At 70.1% G+C, this 23,188-nt stretch carries 18 protein-coding genes and 4 pseudogenes; 9 read left to right on the plus strand and 13 right to left on the minus strand.

Annotation, left to right across the window (positions count from 1 at the left end; translation table 11 throughout):
- Positions 1-26 precede the first annotated feature (26 nt).
- From BTZ20_RS15090 to BTZ20_RS15105, 4 genes and pseudogenes are all read left to right on the plus strand, one after another.
- Positions 27-1,123 (plus strand): annotated as a pseudogene (locus tag BTZ20_RS15090) (polyprenyl synthetase family protein).
- Complete coding sequence (crtI, locus tag BTZ20_RS15095; protein WP_077041938.1) at positions 1,123-2,739, plus strand: phytoene desaturase family protein; 1,617 nt, start codon at positions 1,123-1,125, stop codon at positions 2,737-2,739. Before BTZ20_RS15090 ends, crtI begins: the two are co-directional and overlap by 1 nt.
- 82 nt (positions 2,740-2,821) lie before the next feature.
- Positions 2,822-4,429: an alpha-(1->6)-mannopyranosyltransferase A gene (locus BTZ20_RS15100; RefSeq protein WP_083742690.1), complete on the plus strand. Its 1,608-nt coding sequence runs from the start codon at positions 2,822-2,824 to the stop codon at positions 4,427-4,429.
- A gap of 1 nt (position 4,430) precedes the next feature.
- On the plus strand, positions 4,431-5,378 hold the full coding sequence (locus tag BTZ20_RS15105; protein ID WP_077041939.1) for a phytoene/squalene synthase family protein: 948 nt from the start codon (positions 4,431-4,433) through the stop codon (positions 5,376-5,378).
- Between the two features lie 4 nt (positions 5,379-5,382).
- Here the strand turns inward: BTZ20_RS15105 and BTZ20_RS15110 are convergent, their stop codons facing one another.
- Positions 5,383-6,264, minus strand: a complete 882-nt coding sequence (locus BTZ20_RS15110; protein ID WP_077041940.1) for an SDR family oxidoreductase — start codon at positions 6,262-6,264, stop codon at positions 5,383-5,385.
- Between the two features lie 54 nt (positions 6,265-6,318).
- Positions 6,319-6,687, minus strand: a complete 369-nt coding sequence (locus BTZ20_RS15115) for an Rv2175c family DNA-binding protein (protein ID WP_077041941.1) — start codon at positions 6,685-6,687, stop codon at positions 6,319-6,321.
- 168 nt (positions 6,688-6,855) lie between these two features.
- On the opposite strand from BTZ20_RS15115, the pseudogene pknB reads away from it, so the two are divergent.
- Both pknB and BTZ20_RS15125 read left to right on the plus strand, forming a co-directional pair.
- Positions 6,856-8,896: pseudogene (gene pknB, locus BTZ20_RS15120) on the plus strand (Stk1 family PASTA domain-containing Ser/Thr kinase).
- Between the two features lie 151 nt (positions 8,897-9,047).
- Entirely contained in the window at positions 9,048-9,962 is a 915-nt protein-coding gene (locus BTZ20_RS15125) for an esterase/lipase family protein (RefSeq protein ID WP_077041942.1), read from the plus strand.
- Positions 9,963-9,984: 22 nt separating this feature from the next.
- Here the strand turns inward: BTZ20_RS15125 and BTZ20_RS15130 are convergent, their stop codons facing one another.
- The 4 genes and pseudogenes from BTZ20_RS15130 to BTZ20_RS15145 all read right to left on the minus strand — a co-directional run bounded on the left by BTZ20_RS15130 (position 9,985) and on the right by BTZ20_RS15145 (position 13,698).
- Complete coding sequence (locus BTZ20_RS15130; RefSeq protein ID WP_077041943.1) at positions 9,985-10,809, minus strand: HAD family hydrolase; 825 nt, start codon at positions 10,807-10,809, stop codon at positions 9,985-9,987.
- 66 nt (positions 10,810-10,875) lie between these two features.
- Entirely contained in the window at positions 10,876-11,634 is a 759-nt protein-coding gene (locus tag BTZ20_RS15135) for a VOC family protein (RefSeq protein ID WP_077041944.1), read from the minus strand.
- A gap of 136 nt (positions 11,635-11,770) precedes the next feature.
- Positions 11,771-13,156, minus strand: a complete 1,386-nt coding sequence (locus BTZ20_RS15140; protein WP_077041945.1) for a class II 3-deoxy-7-phosphoheptulonate synthase — start codon at positions 13,154-13,156, stop codon at positions 11,771-11,773.
- Positions 13,157-13,207: 51 nt separating this feature from the next.
- Positions 13,208-13,698 (minus strand): annotated as a pseudogene (locus BTZ20_RS15145) (polyadenylate-specific 3'-exoribonuclease AS).
- Positions 13,699-13,895: 197 nt separating this feature from the next.
- Here BTZ20_RS15145 and BTZ20_RS15150 point away from each other — a divergent pair.
- Positions 13,896-15,136, plus strand: a pseudogene (locus BTZ20_RS15150) (glycosyltransferase 87 family protein).
- Between the two features lie 69 nt (positions 15,137-15,205).
- A complete protein-coding gene (locus BTZ20_RS15155; RefSeq protein ID WP_077041946.1) occupies positions 15,206-15,598 on the plus strand; it encodes a DUF4240 domain-containing protein in 393 nt (130 codons plus the stop codon).
- Here BTZ20_RS15155 and BTZ20_RS15160 read toward each other — a convergent pair.
- The 6 genes from BTZ20_RS15160 to BTZ20_RS15185 all read right to left on the minus strand — a co-directional run bounded on the left by BTZ20_RS15160 (position 15,595) and on the right by BTZ20_RS15185 (position 20,023).
- Positions 15,595-16,332, minus strand: a complete 738-nt coding sequence (locus BTZ20_RS15160) for a lysophospholipid acyltransferase family protein (protein WP_077043736.1) — start codon at positions 16,330-16,332, stop codon at positions 15,595-15,597. The genes BTZ20_RS15155 and BTZ20_RS15160 overlap by 4 nt on opposite strands.
- A gap of 120 nt (positions 16,333-16,452) precedes the next feature.
- Entirely contained in the window at positions 16,453-17,427 is a 975-nt protein-coding gene (locus BTZ20_RS15165) for an ROK family protein (RefSeq protein WP_077041947.1), read from the minus strand.
- 2 nt (positions 17,428-17,429) lie between these two features.
- Positions 17,430-17,822: a hypothetical protein gene (locus BTZ20_RS15170; RefSeq protein ID WP_077041948.1), complete on the minus strand. Its 393-nt coding sequence runs from the start codon at positions 17,820-17,822 to the stop codon at positions 17,430-17,432.
- Positions 17,819-19,099, minus strand: coding sequence for an ArsA family ATPase (locus tag BTZ20_RS15175; protein ID WP_317616099.1), 1,281 nt, complete (start codon positions 19,097-19,099; stop codon positions 17,819-17,821). Before BTZ20_RS15175 ends, BTZ20_RS15170 begins: the two co-directional genes overlap by 4 nt.
- Entirely contained in the window at positions 19,075-19,512 is a 438-nt protein-coding gene (locus BTZ20_RS15180; protein WP_077043738.1) for an SRPBCC family protein, read from the minus strand. Before BTZ20_RS15180 ends, BTZ20_RS15175 begins: the two co-directional genes overlap by 25 nt.
- Positions 19,513-19,630: 118 nt before the next feature.
- On the minus strand, positions 19,631-20,023 hold the full coding sequence (locus BTZ20_RS15185) for an SRPBCC family protein (protein ID WP_077041949.1): 393 nt from the start codon (positions 20,021-20,023) through the stop codon (positions 19,631-19,633).
- Positions 20,024-20,138: 115 nt separating this feature from the next.
- Here BTZ20_RS15185 and BTZ20_RS15190 point away from each other — a divergent pair, with 115 nt between their 5' ends.
- The gene (locus BTZ20_RS15190; RefSeq protein WP_077043739.1) at positions 20,139-21,938 is read left to right on the plus strand and encodes an AMP-dependent synthetase/ligase; all 1,800 of its coding nucleotides are present in this window, start codon (positions 20,139-20,141) and stop codon (positions 21,936-21,938) included.
- Positions 21,939-22,005: 67 nt separating this feature from the next.
- Here the strand turns inward: BTZ20_RS15190 and BTZ20_RS15195 are convergent, their stop codons facing one another.
- Positions 22,006-23,133, minus strand: coding sequence for a glycosyltransferase family 4 protein (locus BTZ20_RS15195; protein ID WP_077043740.1), 1,128 nt, complete (start codon positions 23,131-23,133; stop codon positions 22,006-22,008).
- Between the last annotated feature and the right edge of the window lie 55 nt (positions 23,134-23,188).

The following is a 23,188-nucleotide window of genomic DNA, read 5'->3' on the forward strand; positions in this document are numbered from 1 at the left end:
CCGGGGCAATCACCGAGGAGGACACCCTGTCCGCCCACGCCGCCTCCCCCGAGGCCACCGAGTCGCTGCCCACCGCCGTCGAGACGGCACTGCGCGAGTTCTTCGACAGTCGCAGGCCGATCACCGATGCCGTCGGCGGCACGTTCACCGACGCAACGACCGCGCTGGAGGCCTTCGTCCTGCGCGGCGGCAAGCGGGTCCGGCCCGCGTTCGCCTGGACGGGCTGGCTGGGCGCCGGTGGCGACCCGACCGGTCCCGACGCCGCCGCGGTGCTGCGGGCGTGCGCCGCGCTCGAGCTGGTCCAGGCGTGCGCCCTCGTGCACGACGACATCATCGACTCCTCCCGCACCCGCAGGGGCTTTCCCACCCTGCACGTCGAGTTCGCCGACCGGCACCGTTCGGGCGGATGGTCGGGCGAACCGGCGAAGTTCGGTGAATCCGTGGCCATCCTGCTCGGCGATCTCGCGCTGGCCTGGGCGGACGACATGGTCCGCGAGTCCGGGGTCGACGCCGCCGCCCAGGTCCGGCTCGGCCCGGTGTGGTCGGCGATGCGCACCGAGGTCCTCGGGGCCAGTACCTGGACGTGAGCACCGAGGTGACCGCCGACGAGTCGGTGGCCGCTGCGTTGCGGATCAATCGCTACAAGACGGCGGCGTACACGATCGAGCGACCGCTGCACCTGGGCGCCGCCCTCGCCGCGGCCGATCCGGATCTGATCGCCGCCTATCGTGAGTTCGGCACCGACATCGGCATCGCCTTCCAGCTCCGCGACGACCTTCTCGGGGTGTTCGGGGACCCGGCGGTCACCGGGAAGCCCTCCGGCGACGACCTGCGCGAGGGCAAGCGGACCGTGCTGTTCGCCGAGGCCCTGCTGCGGGCCGACGCCGGCGACCGGGGCACCGCGGACGTGCTGCGGCGCAGCATCGGCACCGATCTCACCGAGGAGCAGGTGCAGCGACTGCGCGCGATCATCACCGATCTCGGCGCGGTGGACGAGGTCGAGCGCCGCATCGACGAGCTCACCGCCAGGGGCCTGCGCGCCCTGGACACGAGCACCGCAACGGAGTCGGCCAAGCAGAGCCTGCGCGCGATGGCGCTGGCCGCCACCCGTCGTACGGCCTGATCGGCGTGGGCCTGCGCACGGTCCCCGGTCGCACCGATCACGTGGTGGTCGTCGGGGCGGGGCTGTCCGGACTGTCGGCCGCGCTGCACCTGCTGGGCACCGGCCGCGCGGTCACCCTCCTCGAACGCGATCGGTCGGTCGGCGGCCGGGTCGGCGTGTATGACGGACCCGGTTACCAGATCGACAGCGGCGCAACCGTTCTCACCATGCCGGACCTGGTGGCCGAGGCGCTGGCCGCGGTCGGGGCCGACTTCGGGTCGGTGTCCCCGCCGCTGCGCCTGCACCGGCTGGACCCGGCATATCACGCGCGATTCGCGGACGGCGGGGCGATCGCCGTGCACTCGGACCCGGACGCGATGGCGGCGGAGGTCACCCGGGCGTGCGGTCCCGACGAGGCGGGCCGCTACCTGCGGCTGCGCTCCTGGCTGGAGCGGATCTTCACGGCCGAGTTCGACCGGTTCATCGACGCGAACTTCGACTCGCCGCTCGACCTGGTCGGTTCGCGCGCGGCGCTCGCGGACCTGTCGACGCTGGTCCGGATCGGCGGCTTCGGCAGGCTGGGGCCACGCGTCGAGAAGTACCTCCGCGACCCGCGGCTGCAGCGCATCTTCACCTTCCAGTCGCTCTACGCGGGATTGAGCCCGGCGCGGGCGCTCGGCATCTACGGCGCGATCGCCCACATGGACACCTCGATGGGCGTGTATTTCCCCGACGGCGGCATGCGGGCGATCGCCGAGGCCATGGCAGGCGCCTTCACCGGCGCGGGCGGCACGCTCGCACTCGGGACCGAGGTGAGCCGGATCGACTACCGGAACGGTCGGGCGACGAGGGTGATCGCCGCCGACGGATCGGGGTTCGAGGTCGACGCCGTGGTCCTGACCGCGGACCTCGGCGGCGGGAGTGCCCTGCTCCCGCGTCGGACGTGGCCGCGGCGGCCGGTCCGGCACTCCCCCTCGGCGGTCGTCGCGCACGGCACCATCCCCGCCTCCGTCGCCGCGCGCTGGACCGACTCGGGCCACCACACCATCGACTTCGGGGCGGCATGGGAGCAGACGTTCGCCGAGATCACCGCGCGCCGCGGTCGCGGCAGGCTGATGAGCGACCCGTCCCTGCTGCTCACCCGCCCCGCGGTCACCGACCCGGGACTGCTGATCGACCGTGACGGTGTGCCGCACGAACCACTGTCTGTGCTGGCGCCGTGCCCGAACCTGCACAGCGCCCCGCTGGACTGGGCCGCCCTCGGGCGGCCGTACGTCCGCGAGCTGCTCGTCGAGCTCGAGCGGCGCGGCTACACCGGGATCGCCGAGACGTTCCGGGTGGACCTGATCGACACCCCGCAGACCTGGGCCGACCGCGGGATGGCCGCGGGCACCCCGTTCGCCGCGGCCCACACCTTCGTGCAGACCGGACCGTTCCGGCGCGGAAACCTCGACACCGGAGCCGAGAACGTGGTGCTCGCCGGGTCCGGCACCACACCGGGGGTCGGGGTGCCGACCGTGCTCGTCTCCGGGAAGCTCGCCGCCCAGCGGATCGCGGGCGAACTGCGTGCCAGGTCACAGACACACCCCGCGCGATCAAGGCGTTTCCCGCTGCGGAACACCGAGCCACTAAACTAACCAGCTGTCCACGCATTCCGCCGACGAGTACTGCCCGGCCGGACCGCAGTCAACGCACAGCCATGGGGGAAGATCCGTACCGATGACGTCCCCACTTCCCGCTGCTGACAGGAAAACCGGCGACAGCCGCGACCAGGCCCCGAGCGCCGGGCGTCTCCGCGCGGTCGCCGGGTTCGCGCGCAGCGAGGCGGGGCACGCCGCGGTCCTCGGGTTGGTCGGCGCATCGATGATCACCTTCGGCGGATTCGGCTCGGGCAGCGTTCGACGTGAGGATCCGCTCCTCGAGGCGCTGCACCTGTCCTGGCTGCGCTTCGGGCACGGCCTGATCCTGTCGACGATCCTCGTGTGGGTCGGCGTGCTGTTGATGATCGCGGCGTGGGTCCGCCTCGGCCGCTGCACGCTGCGTGGCACGACCACGCTGCACGAACTGCGCTGGGTGGTCCCCGTGTGGACGGCGCCGCTGCTGCTGGCGGTGCCCATGTTCAGCCGGGATGCGTATTCGTACCTGGCGCAGGGCGCGCTGCTGCGGGACGGCTTCGACCCCTACGCGGTCGGCCCAGTGGCCAATCCCGGCATCCTGCTCGACAACGTGAGCAACGTCTGGACCACCACCACCGCTCCGTACGGACCGATTTTCCTGCTGCTCGGCCAGGGCATCACCTCGATCACCGGCGACAATGTGATCGCCGGGACGATGCTGCTGCGGCTGACCATGCTGCCCGGTCTCGCGTTGACCATGTGGGCGGTACCGCACCTGGCCCGTCAGCTCGGCGGCAACCAGGCGACCGCGCTGTGGCTTGCGGTGCTCAACCCGCTGGTCCTGATCCACCTGATCGGCGGCGTGCACAACGAGATGCTGATGGTGGGCCTGATGACGGCAGGCATCGCACTCGTGCTCGAGCGGCGCCACGTCGCGGGCATCGCGGTGGTCGCGGTCGGTGTCGCGATCAAGGCCACCGCCGGCGTCGCGCTGCCGTTCCTGGTCTGGATCTGGATGATCCACGAACGCGACCGTGCGGTGGCCGAAGGCCGGACCCCGCCCTCGCCGCTCGTCCTTTTCGCCAAGACCGCGGGCGCGGGACTCGCCGTGTTCGCCGCCGTGTTCGCCGCGGCCTCTGCCATCGCGGGTGTCGGCATCGGGTGGCTCACCGCGCTGTCGGGATCGGCGAAGATCATCAACTGGCTCTCGCTGCCGACGATCATGGCGCACATCGTCACCGTCAGCACCTCCTGGTTCACGGGGCTGCGGTTGGGCCCGGTGCTGGAGGTGACCCGCGCCATCTCGGCGGTCGCGCTGGCGGTGATCCTCGTTGCGGTGTGGTGGCGCTTCCGCCGGACTCCCAGGGAGGCCGTCATGGGCATCCTGATCGCGCTGGTCGCGATCGTGGTGCTCTCCCCCGCCGCGCTGCCCTGGTACTACTCGTGGCCGCTCGCCGTCGCCGCGGGCTTCGCCCTGTCGACGACGACGCTGATGATCCTGGTCGGCCTGTCCACCTGGCTGATGCTGGTCTTCCAGCCGGACGGCTCGATCGGGCTGTACACCCTCGTGCACGTGCTGCTCGCGACCTTCGCGGCAATCGTCGCGGCCAAGTCGCTTGTGACCGTCGACCCGCTGCGGCTGCGCTCCGCGCCCGCCGCCGACGCCGCGGACACCCGTTCCGGCGCCGGAGCGGCCCCCGGCCGGGACTGAGATGACGACGCTGGACGACCGCGGCGTGGCGAGCGATCTCGGAACCGCCTACCGATACTGCGAGCGGCTGGCCGCCGAACACGGCCGCAGCTATGCACTCGCCACCCGGCTGCTACCCGAACACCGCAGGCCGGCCGTGTACGCGCTGTACGGATTCGCCCGCACCGTGGACGACCTCGTCGACATCGACGCGCCCGCAGGCCGACCCGCAGCCGATTGCCTGGCCGAACTCGACAGGATCGAATCCGAGCTGACGGCCGCGGTCGCGGGCACCCCGGCCGACGACGTCCGGCCGGTCGTGCTGGCGGTGGCCGACACCATCGGCCGGTACTCCATCCCGCTCGAGCACTTCACCGCGTTCCTCGGGTCCATGCGGATGGACCTGCCAGGCGCGCCCGGATTCCGGGCCGTCTACACCTCGATGGACGAGCTCCGCGGCTACATGCACGGCTCGGCCGCGGCGATCGGGAAGCAGATGCTGCCGATCCTGGGCACGGTGACCCCACTCGCCGAGGCCGAGCCCGCGGCCGCCGCGCTCGGCGAGGCCTTCCAGCTCACCAACTTCATCCGCGACGTCGGCGAGGACCTCCGCCGCGGACGCATCTACCTGCCGTCGCAGGAGCTGTCCGTATTCGGTGTGGACGGCGACCTGCTGCGCCACTGCCAGTCCACCGGGGCCACGGACCCCCGAGTCCGGCGGGCCCTCGCCCATTTCGTCGCGCTGAACCGGTCCGGCTACCGCGATGCCCGGCCGGGACTGGCGATGCTCGAGCCGCGGGCTCGGCCCGCGATCACCGCCGCGTTCGACCTGTACTCCGCGATCCTCGACGAGATCGAGGCGAGCGGTCACCGGGTGCTCGACCGGCGGGCGGTGGTGCCGAGGCGGCGGCGGCTGACGCTCGTCGCGCCGCGACTGCTGGAGTCCGCGGTCGCGGCGGCCCGCAGCTGAGCTTTTACTCCTGCTCGAGCGCCTGCGTGCGGGCGCTCAGCGAGCGACCCAATCCGGCGACCTCGGCGTCCATCTGGGGCAGCAGCACCGGCGTGATCTTGCGGATGCCGCGTTCGGCGAGCGGGGTCTGCACCAGCGGCCGCAGCCAGCGCAGCGCACCGACCCAGCCCGGCACGTTGATCCGGTTCGATCGCTTCTCGATCCCCGTCACGAAGCGGCTGCCACACGCCTGCACCGACGTCGTCTTCCCCAGTGGGCCTGGCAGCGCGGCCAGCATCTTGGTGAACGCGGGCAGGTCGGCCTTGGCGTCCTGGACGAGCGGGGTGTCGATCCAGGCCATGTGGGCGGACCCGACGTCGACACCCAGGTGGGCGACCTCGAGCCGAAGGGCGTTGGCGAAGTGCTCGGACCCGGCCTTGGACGCGTGATACGCCGCCAGGCCGGGACCTGCGGCATACCCCGCGAGCGACGAGACGACCAGGACGTATCCCCTGCGCTCGATGATCGAGGGCAGGGCTGCGCGCACCGTGTGGAAGACGCCGACGACATTCACGTCGATGACGCGCCTGAAGGTGGCCGGATCGACCGCCAGGACGGATCCATAGCTCGCGATGCCCGCGTTCGCCATCACGACGTCGATGCCGCCGAACTGCTCAACCGCTTGCGCGACAGCCGATTCCATCGACGCGAGGTCGCACACGTCGGCGACGACGGACAGCGCGCGGTCGGGACCACCCAGGTCCTCGGCCAGCGCACGCAGCGGCTCAGCATCCAGGTCGGTCAGCACGAGCCTCGCGCCCTTGGCGTGCAGCCGACGGGCGACCTCCGTCCCGACACCACGCGCGCCGCCGGTGATGAGGACGACCTTGCCGTTCATGGATGTCATGGCGGAAAGCGTAGTGCCGGGAGCCCCGGCGGCGGGCTCATCGAATGGACGCGCCTAGAAGGCCATCGCCTGGGCGCGACGAACCACCTCGCGGGCGAGGTCGGTGTGCAGCGCGTCCGCCGGGGCGCCAGGAAGCGTCTCGTCCTCGGTGAACAGCCAGCGCAGGATCTCCTCCTCGCTGTAACCGCCGTCGCGCAGGACCACGAGCAGACCGGACAGCAGCCGGACCACCTCGCCGTCGGCGGTGAAGAAGGTCGCGGGCACGCCGATGACGCCGTCGCGGCGCACGGCGACCAGCTCGCCGTCGCGGAGCATCTGGTGCACCCGGGTGACGACGATTCCGAGCAGTTTGGCCACATCCGCGAGCTGCAGCAGCTCTACCGAGGGATCGAGGACGTCGTCGCTATAAGGGATTGCACTCACATGGGTAACGGTATCGGGTCGGTGCGCGGTACGTCATGGGCGGTCCGCGCGATCGCGGCCGCCGCGCCGTCGGCACCGGGCGGGCGGCCCGCTGGCTACCATCGATGCGGACATTGTCGAAACTGCTGCGGTGGATCACCGAGTAGAAGAGAAACGGGGTAAGCGCGGGTGGGGCCAGGAGATCAGGCGCTGATCGGCACACTGCTCGACCGCCGCTATCGGGTGGACTCCCCGATCGCGCGCGGCGGGATGTCGATGGTCTACCGCGGCCTCGACATGCGGCTCGACCGGCCGGTCGCGATCAAGGTCATGGACCCCAAGTTCGCGCATGACCCCCAGTTCGTCGCCCGCTTCGAGTTCGAGGCCCGCGCGGTGGCCCGGTTGACCCATCCCGGTCTGGTCGCCGTGTACGACCAGGGCGTCGACGGCGAACACGCCTTCCTGGTGATGGAGCTGGTCGCTGGTGGGACGCTGCGTGAGCTGCTGCGCGAGCGCGGCCCGATGCCACCGCACGCCGCGGCCGCGGTCACCGGACCGGTCCTCGACGCGCTCGCGGTCGCGCACCGCGCCGGCCTGGTGCACCGCGACATCAAGCCGGAGAACGTGCTGATCTCCGACTCGGGCGAGGTCAAGATCGCCGACTTCGGTCTGGTTCGCGCGGTCGCCGGATCCAATGCCACCTCCAGCAGCGTGATCCTCGGTACCGCCGCCTACCTCTCCCCGAGCAGGTCACCACGGGCAACGCCGACGCCCGCAGCGATGTGTACGCGACCGGCGTGTTGCTATTCGAAATGCTCACCGGCCGAACGCCGTTCACCGGCGACACCTCGCTCTCGATCGCCTATCAGCGGATCAACGCCGACGTGCCAAGCCCGAGTTCACAGATCCCGGGGGTGCCGCAGGAGTTCGACCAGCTGGTGCTCGAGGCCACCGCCCGTGACCCCGAGGAGCGGTTCACGAACGCAGGCGAGATGTCGGCGGCGCTGCGTTCGGTGAGCAGGCAACTGCAGTTGCCCGCCTACCGGGTGCCCGCCCCGCGACGATCCGCGCAGCACCTCAGCGCGGCCATGCAGGTCGCGGGCGCGCTGCCGCCGCCAGCGGCGACCACGGCAGGACCGAACGACGCGACGACGGCACTGGCGTCGGCCGCCCCGACCGCGGTGCACCCCGGCATCCAGCACGCGGGCCCACAGCCCACCAAGGTGGTCACCGACCTGACCGCTCGCCCTCCGGAGTTCCCGCAGCAGCCGGAGGCGGACCCAGGCGCGACTCGGCAGCACCGTCGCGACCCGGCCCAGTACGAGTTCCCCGATTTCGCGGCCGAGCGTCAGCGCTCGCGCCGCACGATCATGGTGTGGCTGCTGGTGATCCTGCTGTTGGGGTCGCCGTCGGTTTCGGCGGCTGGTGGATGGGGTCCGGCCGGTACGCGGCGGTGCCCGCCATCGACGGCCTTGACCGCGCCTCGGCGACCTCGACGATCGAGGCTGCCGGGCTGAGCACCGAGATCCGCGGCGAGTACTCGAACAGCGCCCCCGTCGACACCCTGCTCGGCACCGATCCCGCCGCCGGGTCCCGGGTGCCGAAGGAGTCGGTGGTGGCCCTGCTGGTGTCGCTCGGCAGGCCCGCGGTCCCCGAGCTACCCGCGGGCGGAGACCCGGATCAGGTGGACCGGGTGCTGCGCGAGCGCACCTTCGTGCCCGTCGAGGGCGGTGAGGCCTTCAGCACCAAGGTGCCCAATGGCGGTGTGGCGGCACTGAAGCCGGGTCCGGGCACGGTGCTCGACGTCGGGTCGCAGGTCCAGATGATCCGGAGCAAGGGTTCGCCGCCGGTCCGGATGCCGGACGTCCGCGGCAAGTCGGCCGATGAGGCAAGGGCCGCCCTTGACGCCGTCGGGATCACCGTCGGTGAGACCCGCGAGGAGTTCGACAGCGGCGTCGACGGCGGCGACGTGATCGGCACCGACCCGTCGACCGGCACGGAGGTCGGGGCGGGATCGAGCGTCACGCTGATCGTCTCGACCGCGGTCCGGCTGCCGTCGATGCTCGGGCGCACGGTGGGCTCGGCCCGCGATGAGCTCACCGGCCTCGGCCTGGTGCCCCAGGTCAGGCAGGTCACCGACTCCGACCGATCACTGGTCCTCACCCAGAGCCCAGGCCCGGGAGCCCGGGTCGAGGCGGGCACCACCGTGTCGCTGGTCGCGGTGCCGTAGCGCGGAGATCTCCACTCCACCTTTCCCTGCGGCGCACCACGTTTCGACCGACAGGTCGGTCGAACCTCCCCTTCGACCATTCTCAGGACATACAACAAAACGATCGGTATGTTCGGTGCCCTCACACAACAACGGGGGCACGTTGTTCCGTATGCTGCGCGCGGCAGTCTTGGCGTGCTCGCTGATCGCGCTGCTGGTGTCGTTCGGAACGGCGGTTCCGAGTGCGGATCCGCTTCCCGAGAAGTTCGAATCCTCGGCGGGCTTCTCGAACGAAGAGACCAATCCGGGCGGCTCGCTGACCGGGTCCAACGACTTCGGGTGCAAGCCGACCGCAGACCACCCTCGACCCGTGGTGTTGGTGCACGGAACGGCAGGCGGACAACAGATCACATGGGGCACCTATGTCCCGATGCTCAAGAATGCCGGTTTCTGCGTGTTCGCACTGACCTATGGCGCCGTCGCCGGACCGTGGCCGATCTCCGCGATCGGCGCGATGAAGCCGATCGAGAACAGCGCGCAGCAACTCGGCGAGTTCATCGATCGGATCCTCTCGGCCACCGGCGCTTCGACGGTGGACATCGTGGGGCATTCGCAGGGCACCCTCGTGCCGGCGTACTACGCGAAAGTCCTCGGCGGGCAGTCCAAGATCACCAACTACGTGTCGCTGGCTCCGCTGTGGCTCGGCACGAAGGTCGGCGGCGGCGATGGGCTTCCTGGCCTCTTCGAACGATGGGGACTTCCGGACAGTGCGTTTCCGATCTGTCAGGCATGCGGCCAGTTCGTTGCCGGATCAAAGGTGGTCAACAGGGTCAATGCCGACGGAACCCCCTATCTCAAAGGCATCAGGTACACCAACATCGGCACCCGCTATGACGAACAGGTGGTGCCGTACACCCAGGGCATGATCCCCGGCCCGCCGGGCTACCAGGTCACCAACATCGTCGTCCAGGACGGTTGTGAGCAGGACAGTTCGGACCACATCGAACTCACCGGCACCAAGCGTGCGGCGTACATGGTGCTCAATGCCCTCGACCCGGCCAATCCGCGCGAAGTGCCGTGCGGATGAGTGCGCGCCGCGACGGCACCGCTCACCGGCCGTGCGCCTCCACGAGCTCCTCGAGGTAGCGGGCGACTCCGTCTTCGTCGTTGCCGGCCAGGACGCGGTCGGCCAGCGCCCTCACCTCCGGCAGCGCGTTCGACGGGCACAGGGCTGTCCCCGCCCACGACAGCATCGGGACGTCGTTGATCCCGTCGCCGGCGACGGCGACCTCACGCGCCTCGATCCCGTCGGCCGCGCACAGCTCCGCGAGGGCACTGGCCTTCGATACCCCCGACGGCGCCATCTCGAGATACGGCGCGCCCGAATGGGTCAGTTCGACGCCGTCGACCCCCGCCGCCACAGCGGCGCGGTACAGCTCCGCGCTGGAGACCTCGGGGTGCCGCACAACGATCTTCACCATCGGCTCGTCCAGGGCGGGCAACCGCTCCGAGAGGGACATCTCGTGCGGGTGCCGGTGATGATCGGCGAATTCGCACAGCGCGGCGTACTCGGGTTCGGCGACGAAACTCGTCGGGCCGACATTCGCGAACACCACCCCCGGCATGAGCGTCCGCACCCGGCCCATCGCCGTCGTCGCCGCGGCCGTCGTGATCGAGGTCGTCGCAGTGACGAGGGCACTGCCGTCTGCGAGGTCGAGAACGACCGCGCCGTTGGCGCAGATCGCCCTGCCCCGGAAACCGCACTCGAGCGCGAGTTCGTGGACGGAATGGCGGGCTCGCGCGGTCGCCCACACGACCTCGATCCCGGACTCCCCGGCCGCCGCCATCGCCGCGGCGGTCCGGCGTGAGATCGTGCGGTCCGACCGCAGCAGCGTGCCGTCGAGATCGGTGGCGACGAGTCGAATACGAGTCACTTCCGCCATGATGCCAGCCGCCGCCCGCGCGCGGCAGGCCCGCCCATGCGGGCCTGCCGCGCCGGCTCAGTCCTGCGGGCGGAAGACCGCGAACGCGCCGCCCTGTGGGTCCGTCAGGACCGCAAACCGACCGGTGTCGGGAATGTCGGTGCCCGGCACGTGCACGGTGCCGCCCAGCCCCGTCGCCCTCTCGACTGCGGCGTCGACATCGTCCACGCCGAAGTACAGCGCCCAGTGCGGCGGAATGCCCTCCGGGAAGTCCTCTCCCATCGCCATCATGCCGCCGAAATCAGTGCCGCCGAGGCCCCACTGGGTGTAACCGTCACCCTCGGTGACCGTCCAGCCGAACACGGTGCGGTAGAACTCGATCGCCCCCGCGGTGTCTCGGGTACGCAGCTCGATCCAGCACAGCGCCCCGGTCTCGTTCAGCCTGGCCGCGCCATGGAACTTGCGGCCCTGCCAGATCGAGATGACCGCACCCGCCGGGTCGGCCAGCACCGCGAACCGGCCCAGATCGAACACGTCCATCGGCTCGGCGATCACCGAACCCCCGGCCTCCGTGGCCGCCCGCGCGGTCGCATCCACGTCGGCCACCGCGATCGAGGCCGTCCACGCTACGGGCTGGCCCTCCTGATAGAGCGGGCTGGCGGCGGCCACCGGGTCCTGCTCGAGCAGCATCATCGTGTAGCCGCCCGCTTCCGGGTTCGGATCCGTTTCCGGCTTCCAGCCGAGCAGGCCGCCATAGAACTGTCCGGCCGCCGCGACATCGGTCGTGCCGAGCTCGGCCCAACACGGGGTTCCCAGGGTCGGTTCGGTGATCTTCATGGTGTGTCCCTCACTGCGATGGTTGGGTACGCGATTCGATCGCCCCAACCGTATCGCCGGCCACCGACACCCTCCCGGCACAGCACGACGGCCCGCACCCTTCTCGGGTACGGGCCGTCGGTGGGGTTCGGACGGCTCAGCCGCGCAGCATCTCCGCCACGAGGAACGCCAGCTCGAGGGACTGCTGGGTGTTGAGCCGCGGGTCGCACGCGGTCTCGTAGCGGCCCGACAGGTCCAGGTCGGAAATGTCCTGCGCGCCGCCGAGGCACTCGGTGACGTTCTCGCCGGTCAGTTCGACGTGGATACCGCCCGGGTGGGTGCCCAGCCCGTTGTGCACCTCGAAGAAGCCCTGCACCTCGTCGACGATCCGGTCGAAGTGGCGGGTCTTGTAGCCGGTGGACGCCTCGTGGGTGTTGCCGTGCATCGGGTCGCACTGCCAGATCACCTGGTGGCCGGTGGCCTGCACCTTCTCGATGATCGCGGGCAGCAGATCGCGCACCTTGCCGTTGCCCATCCGCGAGATCAGGGTGAGTCGGCCGGGCTTGTTGGTCGGGTCGAGCCGCTCGACGTACTCGACCGCCATCTCGGGGGTCGTACTCGGGCCGATCTTGAGACCGATCGGGTTCGCGAGCATCTCGGCGAACGCGATGTGCGCCCCGTCGAGCTGGCGGGTCCGGTCGCCGATCCACAGGAAGTGCGCCGACAGGTCGTACAGCTTCGGGTGGTCGTCGTCGTTGTCGAGCCGCAGCATCGCCCGCTCGTAGTCGAGGACGAGGGCCTCGTGGCTGGCGAAGATCTGCGCCTGGTGCAGGCTCGGGTCCGTGACCCGGCACGCGTTCATGAACTGCAGGCCGCGGTCGATCTCGGCGGCGAGCGCCTCGTACCGGGCGCCCGCAGGCGACGACGCGACGAACTCCCGGTTCCAGTCGTGCACCTTGTGCAGATCGGCCATGCCGGCGCCGGTGAGCGCGCGGACGAGGTTCATCGCCGCGCTCGCGTTCGCGTACGCGCGGACCAGGCGGGACGGGTCGTGGACCCGCACCGACTCCTCGGCGACGAGCGAGTTCACCATGTCGCCCCGGTAGGACTGCAGCCCGAGCGAGTCGATGTTCGACGAGCGCGGCTTGGCGTACTGGCCTGCGATCCGCGCGACCTTGACGACCGGCAGGCTCGCCCCGTAGGTGAGCACGACGGCCATCTGCAGCAGGGTGCGGATGTTGCCCTTGATGTGCGGCTCGGTGTTGTCCGCGAACGTCTCCGCGCAGTCACCGCCCTGGAGCAGGAACGCCTCGCCGCGGGCGACCTCGGCGAGGTTGTTCTGCAGCGCCTCCACCTCGCTCGCGACCGTGATCGGCGGCACGCTCTCGAGCACGGTGCGCATCGCGGCGGCCCGGTCCTCGGGCCAGTTCGGCTGCTGGGCGGCGGGCTTGCTCAGCGCCTCATCGAGCTTCTGGCGCATCGCAGCGGGCAGCGGCGGGAGTTCGGGCAAGCGGTCGATCGGAACGTCGACAGTCCAGTTCACCAGTACAGGATATTCGCTCTGTCGAACGCGGCACGCAAAGGGGCCACCAATTCAGCGAATTGCGAGTGCTGCCCGGATCGCCTCGTACTTGACCAGGTTGTGCCTGGCGTCGGCCAGCGCGTCGTGCGCGTCGGCCGGAGCCGACGGCAGGGCGGGCGACCCGCTGTCCTCCCAGTACTGGCGCAACTCGCGGGTGAACCGCGGCAGCGAGCGCGGCAGCGCGGTCATGTCCCCCACAACTGGCAGAGCGCGACGTGGTCGTATGCCGCGATCCAGGCCCACAACTCCGGCGTGACTCCGGGGCGCGGAACGAGGAACTTGAGCAGGTCGTCGCGGATCTGGGCGCGCGAGCGCCACAAGGGCGAAGACGGCTGCGGGAGCTTCGGCAGGACGTTGGCTCGCACCCACTTCCCCGCCTTCGTGGGGTCGAACTCGGTGGAGACGGCATAGAACTCTCTGCCGTCCTCGGCGGCCACGCCGATCGAAACCAGGTCGATTGTGCGACCATCCTCGATGAACTCGCAGTCGTAGAAGTAGCGCACCCGGGCAGACTATGCCGCCCGGCACTTCCCCACGACCACCGCCCCCGACCCGAAGGACAATTGGTGCCTGGCCAGGATCAGACCGCTCCCCGCGACCACGAGAGCACCGACACACCGGCAGCCGGCACCGCGGCGGCACCAGCGGGGCACCAGAGGCGGACGACGCCACTCGCGAGCCGGGCGGCCCGGCAACGGGTATCCGGCGCCTCGTCGCCGGCCCCGCGGCCCGCGTGTGCATCCTGATCGCCGCGGCCATCGGCGTGATCTACAACCTCGTCGGCTTCCCCGGCCTGCGGCATCTCGGCAGCTACTACCGGATCGACCTCGACGTGTACCGCATCGGCGGCACCGCGCTGGCGAACGGCGTCGCGCTCTACGGTCCGATGCCGCCGACCGAGCTCGGCAAGTCGCTGCCGTTCACCTATCCCCCGCTCGCCGCGATCGTGTTCAGTCCGATGTCGGCGATCAGCCTCGGCGAGGCCAGCACCGCGCTGACCGTGCTCTCGCTGGTGCTGCTCTTCGCGACCGCTGTCGTGACCCTCACCTCCATCGGCGTGCTGCCGGAACGCACCCTGCTGTGGACCGCGGGGCGGCGTTCGCAGGGGCGCTGGCGCTCGAGCCGGTGTATTCCACCCTCGACTACGGCCAGATCAACATCGTGCTGATGGCCCTGGTCGCCGCCGATTGCCTGCTCAAGAAGACGCCGTGGCCGCGCGGCGCCCTTGTCGGTCTCGTCGCCGCGGTCAAACTCACGCCCGCGGTGTTCGTGCTCTACTTCCTGCTGCGCAAGGACTTCCGGGCCACCGCGGTCACCGCGGTGAGCTTCCTCGCGGGCACCGCCGTCGGCTTCGCGGTCTCGTTCACCGATTCCAAGCAGTACTGGACCGACACCCTCATCGACTCCAACCGGATCGGCAGGCCCGCCTACCCCGCAAACCAGTCGATCACCGGCATGCTGGCCCGCCTCGGCCTCGACCCCTCGATCCGGACCCCGCTGTGGATCCTGGCGAGCGCGGCGGTGCTGATCGTCACCGTGCTGGCCGCACGCCGGGCGCTGGCCGCGGGCATGCCGGCCCTCGCGCTCACCATGACGGCGTTGTTCGGACTCCTGGTCTCCCCGGTGTCGTGGTCACACCATTGGGTGTGGGTGGTCCCGACCCTGTTGATCCTGGCGCACCTCGCCTACACGCGTCGCAGCCTCGGTTGGGCGCTCTGGGTGGCGGCGGGAGTGGCGCTGTTCGTGGTGGCCCCGCACTGGCGACTGGCCCCCGGCCGGACCAGCGGGCTCGGCTGGCCGTTGTGGGATCAGTTCCTGGCCTCGTCGTACGTGTGGTGGGGCCTGGTGACGCTGGCGCTGGTCGCCGCGGTTGGCGTCACCGGCAGCGCGAAGCGGATCGCTGCCGACGAGCGGGCGCGGGTGCCCGCCGCGGTGGCCTAACCGGCCTGGTGGCCTGGCCTCATCACTGTTGAACTGCCGGTCTGCTCGTCTGGAAGAGTGGGAGAGGCAATGACTGACGATGATCGTCACGGCGGGGATTCGGACGTCGACTGGTTCTGGGACGTCATTGAGGAGGCCTCGCGGAGCCGTGATGACCTTCGTGACATTCTCGGACGACTGCCGAAGGACGCAATCCACAAGTTCCAAGATCTGTTCCTGGACTTCGCCGCCGAGCTACAGGACGAGCCGTATCGGTCCCACCTCGGGCCCGACGAGTCTGAAGACGGCCTCGAAGACGCAGCGCACTGGGTCGTCAGCCAGGGGCGCACGAGATATGAAGCGGTCCTCACAGGGCGTAGCCGGATGCCGGCACACGTCGACGTCGGTGATCCAGCCAACCTTGGCGGGCTTGCCTACGAGGTCTACCACCACCGGTTCGGGGAACCGCTGGACCTGATCTAGCTCGCCCGGGTGTCCGGGATCCGGTCGGCTGCGGGCGCAGGTGCGGGTACGGCCGTCTCGGCGGGCTTGTTCTTGAGCGTGGCCGCGTAGATGTCGACGTACTCCTGACCGGAGAGCGCCATCAGCTTGTACATGACCTCGTCGGTGACCGCGCGCTCGACGAAGCGGTTCCCGCCCATGCCGTTGAATCGCGAGAAGTCGATCGGTTCGCCGACCTTGATCACGATCTTCGCGAAACGCGGGAAGCGCGAGCCGATCGGGTTGAGCTTGTCGGTACCGATCATCGCGACCGGGATGACCGGCACGCCGGACTGCAGTGCCATCCGTGCCATGCCCGTCTTGCCCTTGTACAACCGGCCGTCCGGGGAACGGGTGCCCTCCGGGTAGATCCCCAGCAGCTTGCCGCCGCCGAGCACCTTCATGCCCGCGTTGAGCGCGTCCTGCGCCGCGTCGGCGCCGGTCCGGTCGATCGGCACCTGGCCGACCGCGGAGAAGAACCACCGCTGGAATCGGCCCTTGAGTCCGGTGCCGGTGAAGTACTCGCTCTTGGCCAGGAAGGTGATCCGGCGCGGCGACTTCAGCGGCAGGTAGAACGAGTCCATCACGGCCTGGTGATTGCTGGCGAGAATCGCCGGACCATCACTCGGAATGTGTTCGGCGCCTTCGATAGTCGGGCGCCCGAGCACCAGCAGGATCGGTCCGAGAAAAATGTATTTGACCAGCCAGTACCACATGGCACCCTTCCCGAAGTCATCCGTGCTCACGCTATGTTTCTCGTGTGATGACTGTACTCACGGCCGGTGCATGTGGTCCACCGGAGGGGCACCCCGGCCACCGATGCCCGCGCGAGCGGGTCAGGATTGCAGTTCAGTACGAGCGAGTTCGGCAGCACCGATCATCCCCGCCGCCTCGCCGAGCTGGGTCGGCCTGATCCGGGCCAGCGGGCGATGCCCGGATCCGGTGATGAGCGTGGCGTAGTGCTCGCGCGCGTCGTCGAGGAAGAGCGGAGCCGAACTGGCGACACCGCCGGCGATGACCACGAGGTCCGGGTCGTAGACATCGCTCACCATCGCGAGCCCGACACCCAACCAGCGCGCGAACTCCGCCATCGTCGCCATCGCGACCTTGTCGCCGTCCTGTGCTGCGCCCGCCACCCGGCGACCGGTCAGGCCCCCCGGGTCCCCTGCCACCTCGCGCGCCAGAATCGTCGACTCGGCGGGATTGGCGGCCAGCAACTCGATCGCGGTGTCCACGAGCGCGGTGCCGCTGCAATACCGCTCCCAACAGCCGCGCTTGCCGCAGGCGCAGGGGCGTCCGCCGGACATCACCTGTACGTGCCCGAGTTCGGGCGCCACCCCGTGGCTACCCCGGTAGAGCTCGCCGCCGATCAGCAGGCCAGCACCGATCCCGGTCCCGATCGACATCATCAACACGTTCTGCCCGCCCGCCGCGGCGCCGAACCGGTATTCCGCCCACGCCGCCGCGTTGGCGTCGTGCTCGAGGATCACCGGCATTCCGAGGCGATCGCTGAGGTCACGCGCGACGGGTGCGTCCACCCATGGCAGATGCGGCGCGAAACGCACCGTGGACCGATCCGGGGTGATGAAGCCCGCCACCGCGAGGCCGACCCCGACTATCTCGTGCCGCCCGCAGAGCTCCCGAACCGCGCGGTCGAGCCCGTCCTCCAGCGCCTGAGCCGACCGCGGGGTCGGTGCGAACGTCGAGTCGAGCACCTGACCGTCGACATCGACGACCGCCGCCCTGATGCTGGTCCCGCCGACGTCGATTCCGATCGTGAGTGCGGTCCGACCGCCGGTGCGCGTGCCCATGGTCACCGATTGTGCTCGACCTGAACCGAGATCGGGACGAACTTCGGGCGAGCACCCTGCGTCTCCGCGCCGGGAGCGGCCGCCGCCCCGCCGGGCCCGCCGTCGGGGTCGGGATGCGCCCCGTGCTCGTCCAGGATCTGCCGGAGCAGGGCGAGCAGCACCGCGGCCTGCGAACCGAGCAGCGTGATCAGGTCGTGCTGCTCGCCTCGGGCCAGCGCCGCGAGCGCACACACCGGGCACCAACTGCACCCGTACGGCCCCGGCTCGCCGCCTTCGGGGTTCGCGGCGGCAGCGGCGGCCTCGGACGCCTTCTGCAGCAGCGGTTCCAGCCGATCGAACGCCGCGTGTGTGAGCGCCTGCAGCTCGGCGACCAGGTCTGCGTGATCGTCGCTCACAGCGGCCAGACCTGCGGATCGGGTCGGAACCGGACGACGAGGTCGCCGTCCTCGAACTGGGCGCCGACCGTGGTGCAGCGCCGGAGCACGGACGCCAGCCTGACCCTGCGCCTGACCCCCGCCGCGCCGACCACCAGGTCGTCCTCGACCCTGCCGAGGGTCAGCGTGGACGGGTCGACCAGGGGCATGCGCAGTCGCAGCGCGTACACCGATTCCACCCCCGACCCTGACTCCAGTTCCACCCTCGCCCCCGCCGAATCGTCGTCCGCGGCGGTCAGCGGATCGACCCCGGCCGGATACAGCGCATCCGCGAGCGCGGCGAGAGAGTCAAACCCTACCGGCTCGAGGGCGTTCTCGTCGGCCGTGCGGACCGGCAGCCCGCCGAGCGAGCCCGCCAGCGAATCCAGCTGCGCGCGCTCGCGCTCGGCACGCTCCGCGTACCAGCGCAGGGCCGGATGGTCCACGCCATTGTCCGGTACCGGATCATGTTGCGGCAGAACCCTGTTCACGATCACGCCATCGACTCGCACGCCGAGCACGGACATCGCCGCCGCGGTTCGCCGCGCCTCGGCCACGCCGACCACATCCGCGGTGAGCACCATTCGCGCACAGGTGTTCTGCCGGTCCGTGAGCATCGCCCGGACCGGAAGGGTGAAGTCACTGAGACGGTCGACCAGCAGCGCGGCGATCGCCTGCCAGCGCTGCGCGCCCGGCACCGTTGCCCTGAGGTACCGGGGCCAGATCCGCTCGAGATAGTCGTGCACCATGTCGGGAATCGTCAGCAGACGCAGCAGTTCCCCGGTCGGCGGGCAGTCGACCAGCACGGCGTCCCACTCCCCTCCGTGCGCGAGCCGGGCGACCTCGGCCAGCCCGAGCAACTCCTCGGCACCGGGCAGTCCGGTCAGTTCCTGCGGGTCGGGCAGCGACAGCGCAGAACCGTGCTCGTGATCGGTGCCGCTGGGGATCAACGCCGACAGCGCGACAAGTCGATCCTCCAGCAGGGTCAGGGTGTCGAGTTCGAGCGCGTCGAAACCGTCGGCCACGGCGATGACGCCGGTGCCCACCGCTGCGTCCGCGCCCTCCAGCGCGAGCACCTCGGTCAGCGAGTGCGCGCGATCGAGCGTGACGAGCAGGACGCGGTCTCCGGTGCGCGCCAGCGCAATCGCGGTCGCGGCCGCCAGTGTCGTCTTCCCGACGCCTCCCTTTCCGATGAAGAACCGGATCTGGGTGTTCGCATCGGAGCCGCGCCCGGTCAGCCTTCGACCCTCTTCTTCAATTCCTTGAGGGCGGTGTCGGTGATCGCCTTCTCGGCCTTGCGTTTGAACAGCCCGATCATCGGTATGTTCAGGTCGACGGTCAGCTCGTAGGTGACCGTGGTGGTCCCGTCCGGCTGGTCCTCGAGGGTGTACGAGCCGTCCTGCGACTTCTGGATCTCGGCGGAGGCCAGCGACCAGCGCACGGACTTTCCGTCCGGTGCCCAGTCGAAGTCGAGTTCGTAGGTGTCCTTGACCATCCCGGCATCCAGCACGAACCGAACGCGCCGCGCACGACCGTTCGCCCCGCGGGCGAGCACCTCGACTGACTTCGCCGCGGCCACCCACTCGGGGTACGCGTCGTAATCGGCGATCACGTCCATCACCCGACTCGACGGAGCGGCGATGCTGATCGACCTCTTGGTCTTGTCGGCCATACGACCAACGCTTCCTTTCACTCCAGGACAGCCACGAAGGCACTCGAACCCATCACACACGAAACAGATGTGCGCGCACAACGACCGGCCGCACAGCGCGACACCGTCGGGCGGGCGATCATCTGGGGGTCGGCGACTCTCCCGCCGGCCGACCGGCCTCGAGCTCGCGCTTGGTACCGAAGGTCATCACCTTGCCCGCGACGCGGCGCGCCCGGGTGAGGGCCCCGAGATCGAGCTCGGCAAGTTCCGCCGGACCGGCGCCGGTCGGCTCGGCGTGCAGGAAGTAGTGCACGATCGTGCCGTCGAGCTCCGGCTCCAGCCAGACCTCCATGGTTCCGGTCAACGCGCCAGTGACCGTCCAGCGAATCCCCTTCTCGCCTCGGTCCTCCCGCACGCTGACCTGGAGATCCGGCCACCACCGGCGCCATTTCGACACCACGCCGATCGACGCCGCGACCGATGCCGGCGGCGCCGCGATGAAGGTCTGGTCCGAGACCTGAATGCTGCTCACCGGATTAGCTTCACACACTCCGCGCGGCGGGTGCGGGCCAGGGCCGATCAGCACGGGTTAAAGTGGAACCGCAGCAAAACCTACTCGTCAGTACACCGCAGTGCCGGAGGTCTTCGTGCGTGAATTCAGCGTTCCGTCAACTTTCACCATCCCTGAGGACGCGTCCGCCGTCGACTCGGTGTTCACCCATGCGGCGAACACACCCAATCTGGCCGTCTTCACTCGGCTGACCGGCGGCGCGTGGACCGATGTGTCCGCGGCCGAGTTCGCCGACCAGGTCACCGCCGTCGCCAAGGGCCTGATCGCATTCGGCGTCCAGCCCGGCGATCGGGTCGCCCTGATGTCCTCGACCCGGTTCGAGTGGCAGCTCATCGACTTCGCGATCTGGGCCTCGGGCGGTGTCACCGTGCCGGTCTACGAGACCTCAGCCCCCGAGCAGGTGCGGTGGATCCTCGAGGATTCCGCCGCCGTCGCACTGTTCGTCGAGAACGAGGGCCACACGAAGGCACTCGAGCAGGTCGCGGCTGAGTCCCCGGCGCTGCGCAAGATGCTGCAGATCGAGGGCACGCCGGGCGCGGTGGCGGAGCTGATCGCGCTCGGCGCCGACGTCAGCGACGACGAGGTCCGGTCCCGCGCCGACGCGCTCAAGGCGAGTGACCCCGCGACCCTGATCTACACCTCTGGCACCACCGGTCGCCCCAAGGGCTGCCAGCTCACCCACTCCAACCTCATCGCCGAGTCGCGCGGCATCAGCACCTCCGGATTCGGCGAGCTGCTGCGCCCGGGCCGTCGCACCCTGATGTTCCTGCCGCTGGCGCACGTGCTCGCCCGCGCGGTCTCCCTCGCCGCATTCGACGCGGGCGCCACCGTCGGCCACACCTCCGACATCCCGAACCTGGTCCCGACCTTCGGCACGTTCAAGCCAGACTTCATCCTGTCGGTGCCCCGGGTGTTCGAGAAGGTCTTCAACACCGCCCGCCAGAAGGCGCACGCCGAGGGCAAGGGCAAGATCTTCGACAAGGCCGCCGAGGTCGCTGTCGAGTGGAGCGAGGCCCAGGACACCGGCGGCGCCGGGTTCGGCCTCAAGGTCAAGCACGCGGTGTTCGACAAGCTGGTGTACTCCAAGCTGCGTGCCGCGCTCGGCGGTCAGTGCCAGCTCGCGATCTCCGGCGGCGCGCCGCTCGGCGCCCGGCTCGGCCACTTCTTCCGCGGCATCGGCGTGACCATCTTCGAGGGCTACGGCCTGACCGAGACGACCGCGGCGGTAGCGGTGAACACGCCGGGCGGCCAGAAGGTGGGAAGCGTCGGAAGGCCATTGGCAGGCAACGCGGTTCGCATCGCCGAGGACGGCGAGATCCTGCTCTCCGGGCCGGTGGTCTTCGGTGGCTACTGGCGCAACGAGGCGGCCAGTGCCGAGGCGCTCGAGGACGGCTGGTTCCACACCGGTGACCTCGGCTCGGTCGACGCCGAGGGCTACATCACGATCACCGGACGCAAGAAGGAGATCATCGTCACCGCGGGCGGCAAGAACGTCGCGCCCGCCCAGCTCGAGGACCAGCTCCGCGCGCACCCGCTGATCAGCCAGGCGCTCGTCGTCGGCGACCAGAAGCCCTTCATCGGTGCCCTGATCACTGTCGACCCCGACGCGTGGACGGGCTGGAAGCAGCGCAACAGCAAGCCTGCCGAGGCCACCGTCGCCGATCTGATCGCCGATGCCGACCTGATCGCCGAGGTCGATGCGGCCATCGCGGAGGCCAACAAGTTGGTCTCGCACGCGGAGTCGATCAAGAAGTACCGGATCCTGCCGGTGGACTTCACCGAGGAGACCGGTGAGCTCACGCCGACGCTCAAGCTCAAGCGGAACGTCATCCACCAGAGCTTCGCGAACGACATCGAGGCGATCTACGCCAAGTAGGCGGCTACGCGCCTGTGCGCGGTTGACGAGTGGCTGCACTCGTCAACCGCGCACGGGCGCGTAGCGCCTAGTGCAGCAGGCCGCTGAGCTTGGCTGCCAGCGCATCCCAGCGCCACTGCTCGGTCACCCACGCGCGGCCGGCGGCGCCCATGGCCGCCGCGCGGTCCCGGTCGGCGAGCACCGAGATCACCGAGTCGGCCACCTGCCGAACCGATCGACCGTCGACGACGTGCCCGGTCTCGTTCTCCCGCACCGTTTCCGGCGCGCCACCGGATCGACCGGCGATCACGGGGACCCCAGAGGCCGAGGCCTCGAGGAACACGATGCCCAGCCCCTCGACATCGAGGCCCGCTCCCCTGGTCCGGCACGGCATCGCGAACACATCGGCGATCGTGTGGTGCGCCGCGAGCTCGGCGGACGGCACGGTGCCCGTGAACACCACGTGCTCCTCCATCCCGGTCTCCTTGGCCAGTGCGTGGAGTCGGCCCTGGTACGGGCCGCCGCCGACGATGACGAGCACCGCGCCGTCGATGGACTCACGGATCCGCGGCAGCGCCCGGATCAGCACGTCCTGACCCTTGCGCGGGACCAGCCGGGACAGGCACAGCACCGTCGGGCGATCGCCCAGCCCGTATCGCGCCCGCAGCTCCGCCCTGGCCGCCGGGTCGGGTCGGAACACCTCGGTGTCGACACCGGGCGGCAGGTGCTCGAGCGCGGCGCCGGCGCCGAACGCGGACGCGAACCGGCCGCGCGTGTACTTGCTGACGAAGGTGACCGTGTCCGTGGTGTTCCCGATCCGGCCCAGCGCCTGCCTGGCGCCCGGCAACATCGACCAGCCGACCTCGTGTCCGTGCGTGCTGGCCACGACCCGCTCGGCGCCTGCCCGGCGCAGCCCGGGCGCCAGCAGCGCCAGCGGGGCCGCCGCGCCGAACCACACGCTGTCACATTCGCGCGACCGCACCAGCTTGGCCGCCCTGCGGGCGACCAGCGGGGTGGGCAGCATCAGCGTCGTGGGGTGGCGGACCACCTCGAACGGCTGACGCGCGTCGAACTTCTTGTGGCTGTCACCCCGCCAGCGCGGGGCGTACACCACCAACTCGTCGGCAGGCAGCGCGTTCGCAAAGGACTGGAGGTAGGACTGGATGCCTCCCGGTCGGGGCGGAAAGTCATTCGTCACCAACAGGGTTCGGCGCATGCGTTCACCGTAATTGCCGGACACGGGCGGCCGCTGCGCAGGGTCGGGTCGGCCG

Source organism: Rhodococcus sp. MTM3W5.2 (assembly GCF_001984015.1).
Classification (GTDB): domain Bacteria; phylum Actinomycetota; class Actinomycetes; order Mycobacteriales; family Mycobacteriaceae; genus Rhodococcus_G; species Rhodococcus_G oryzae.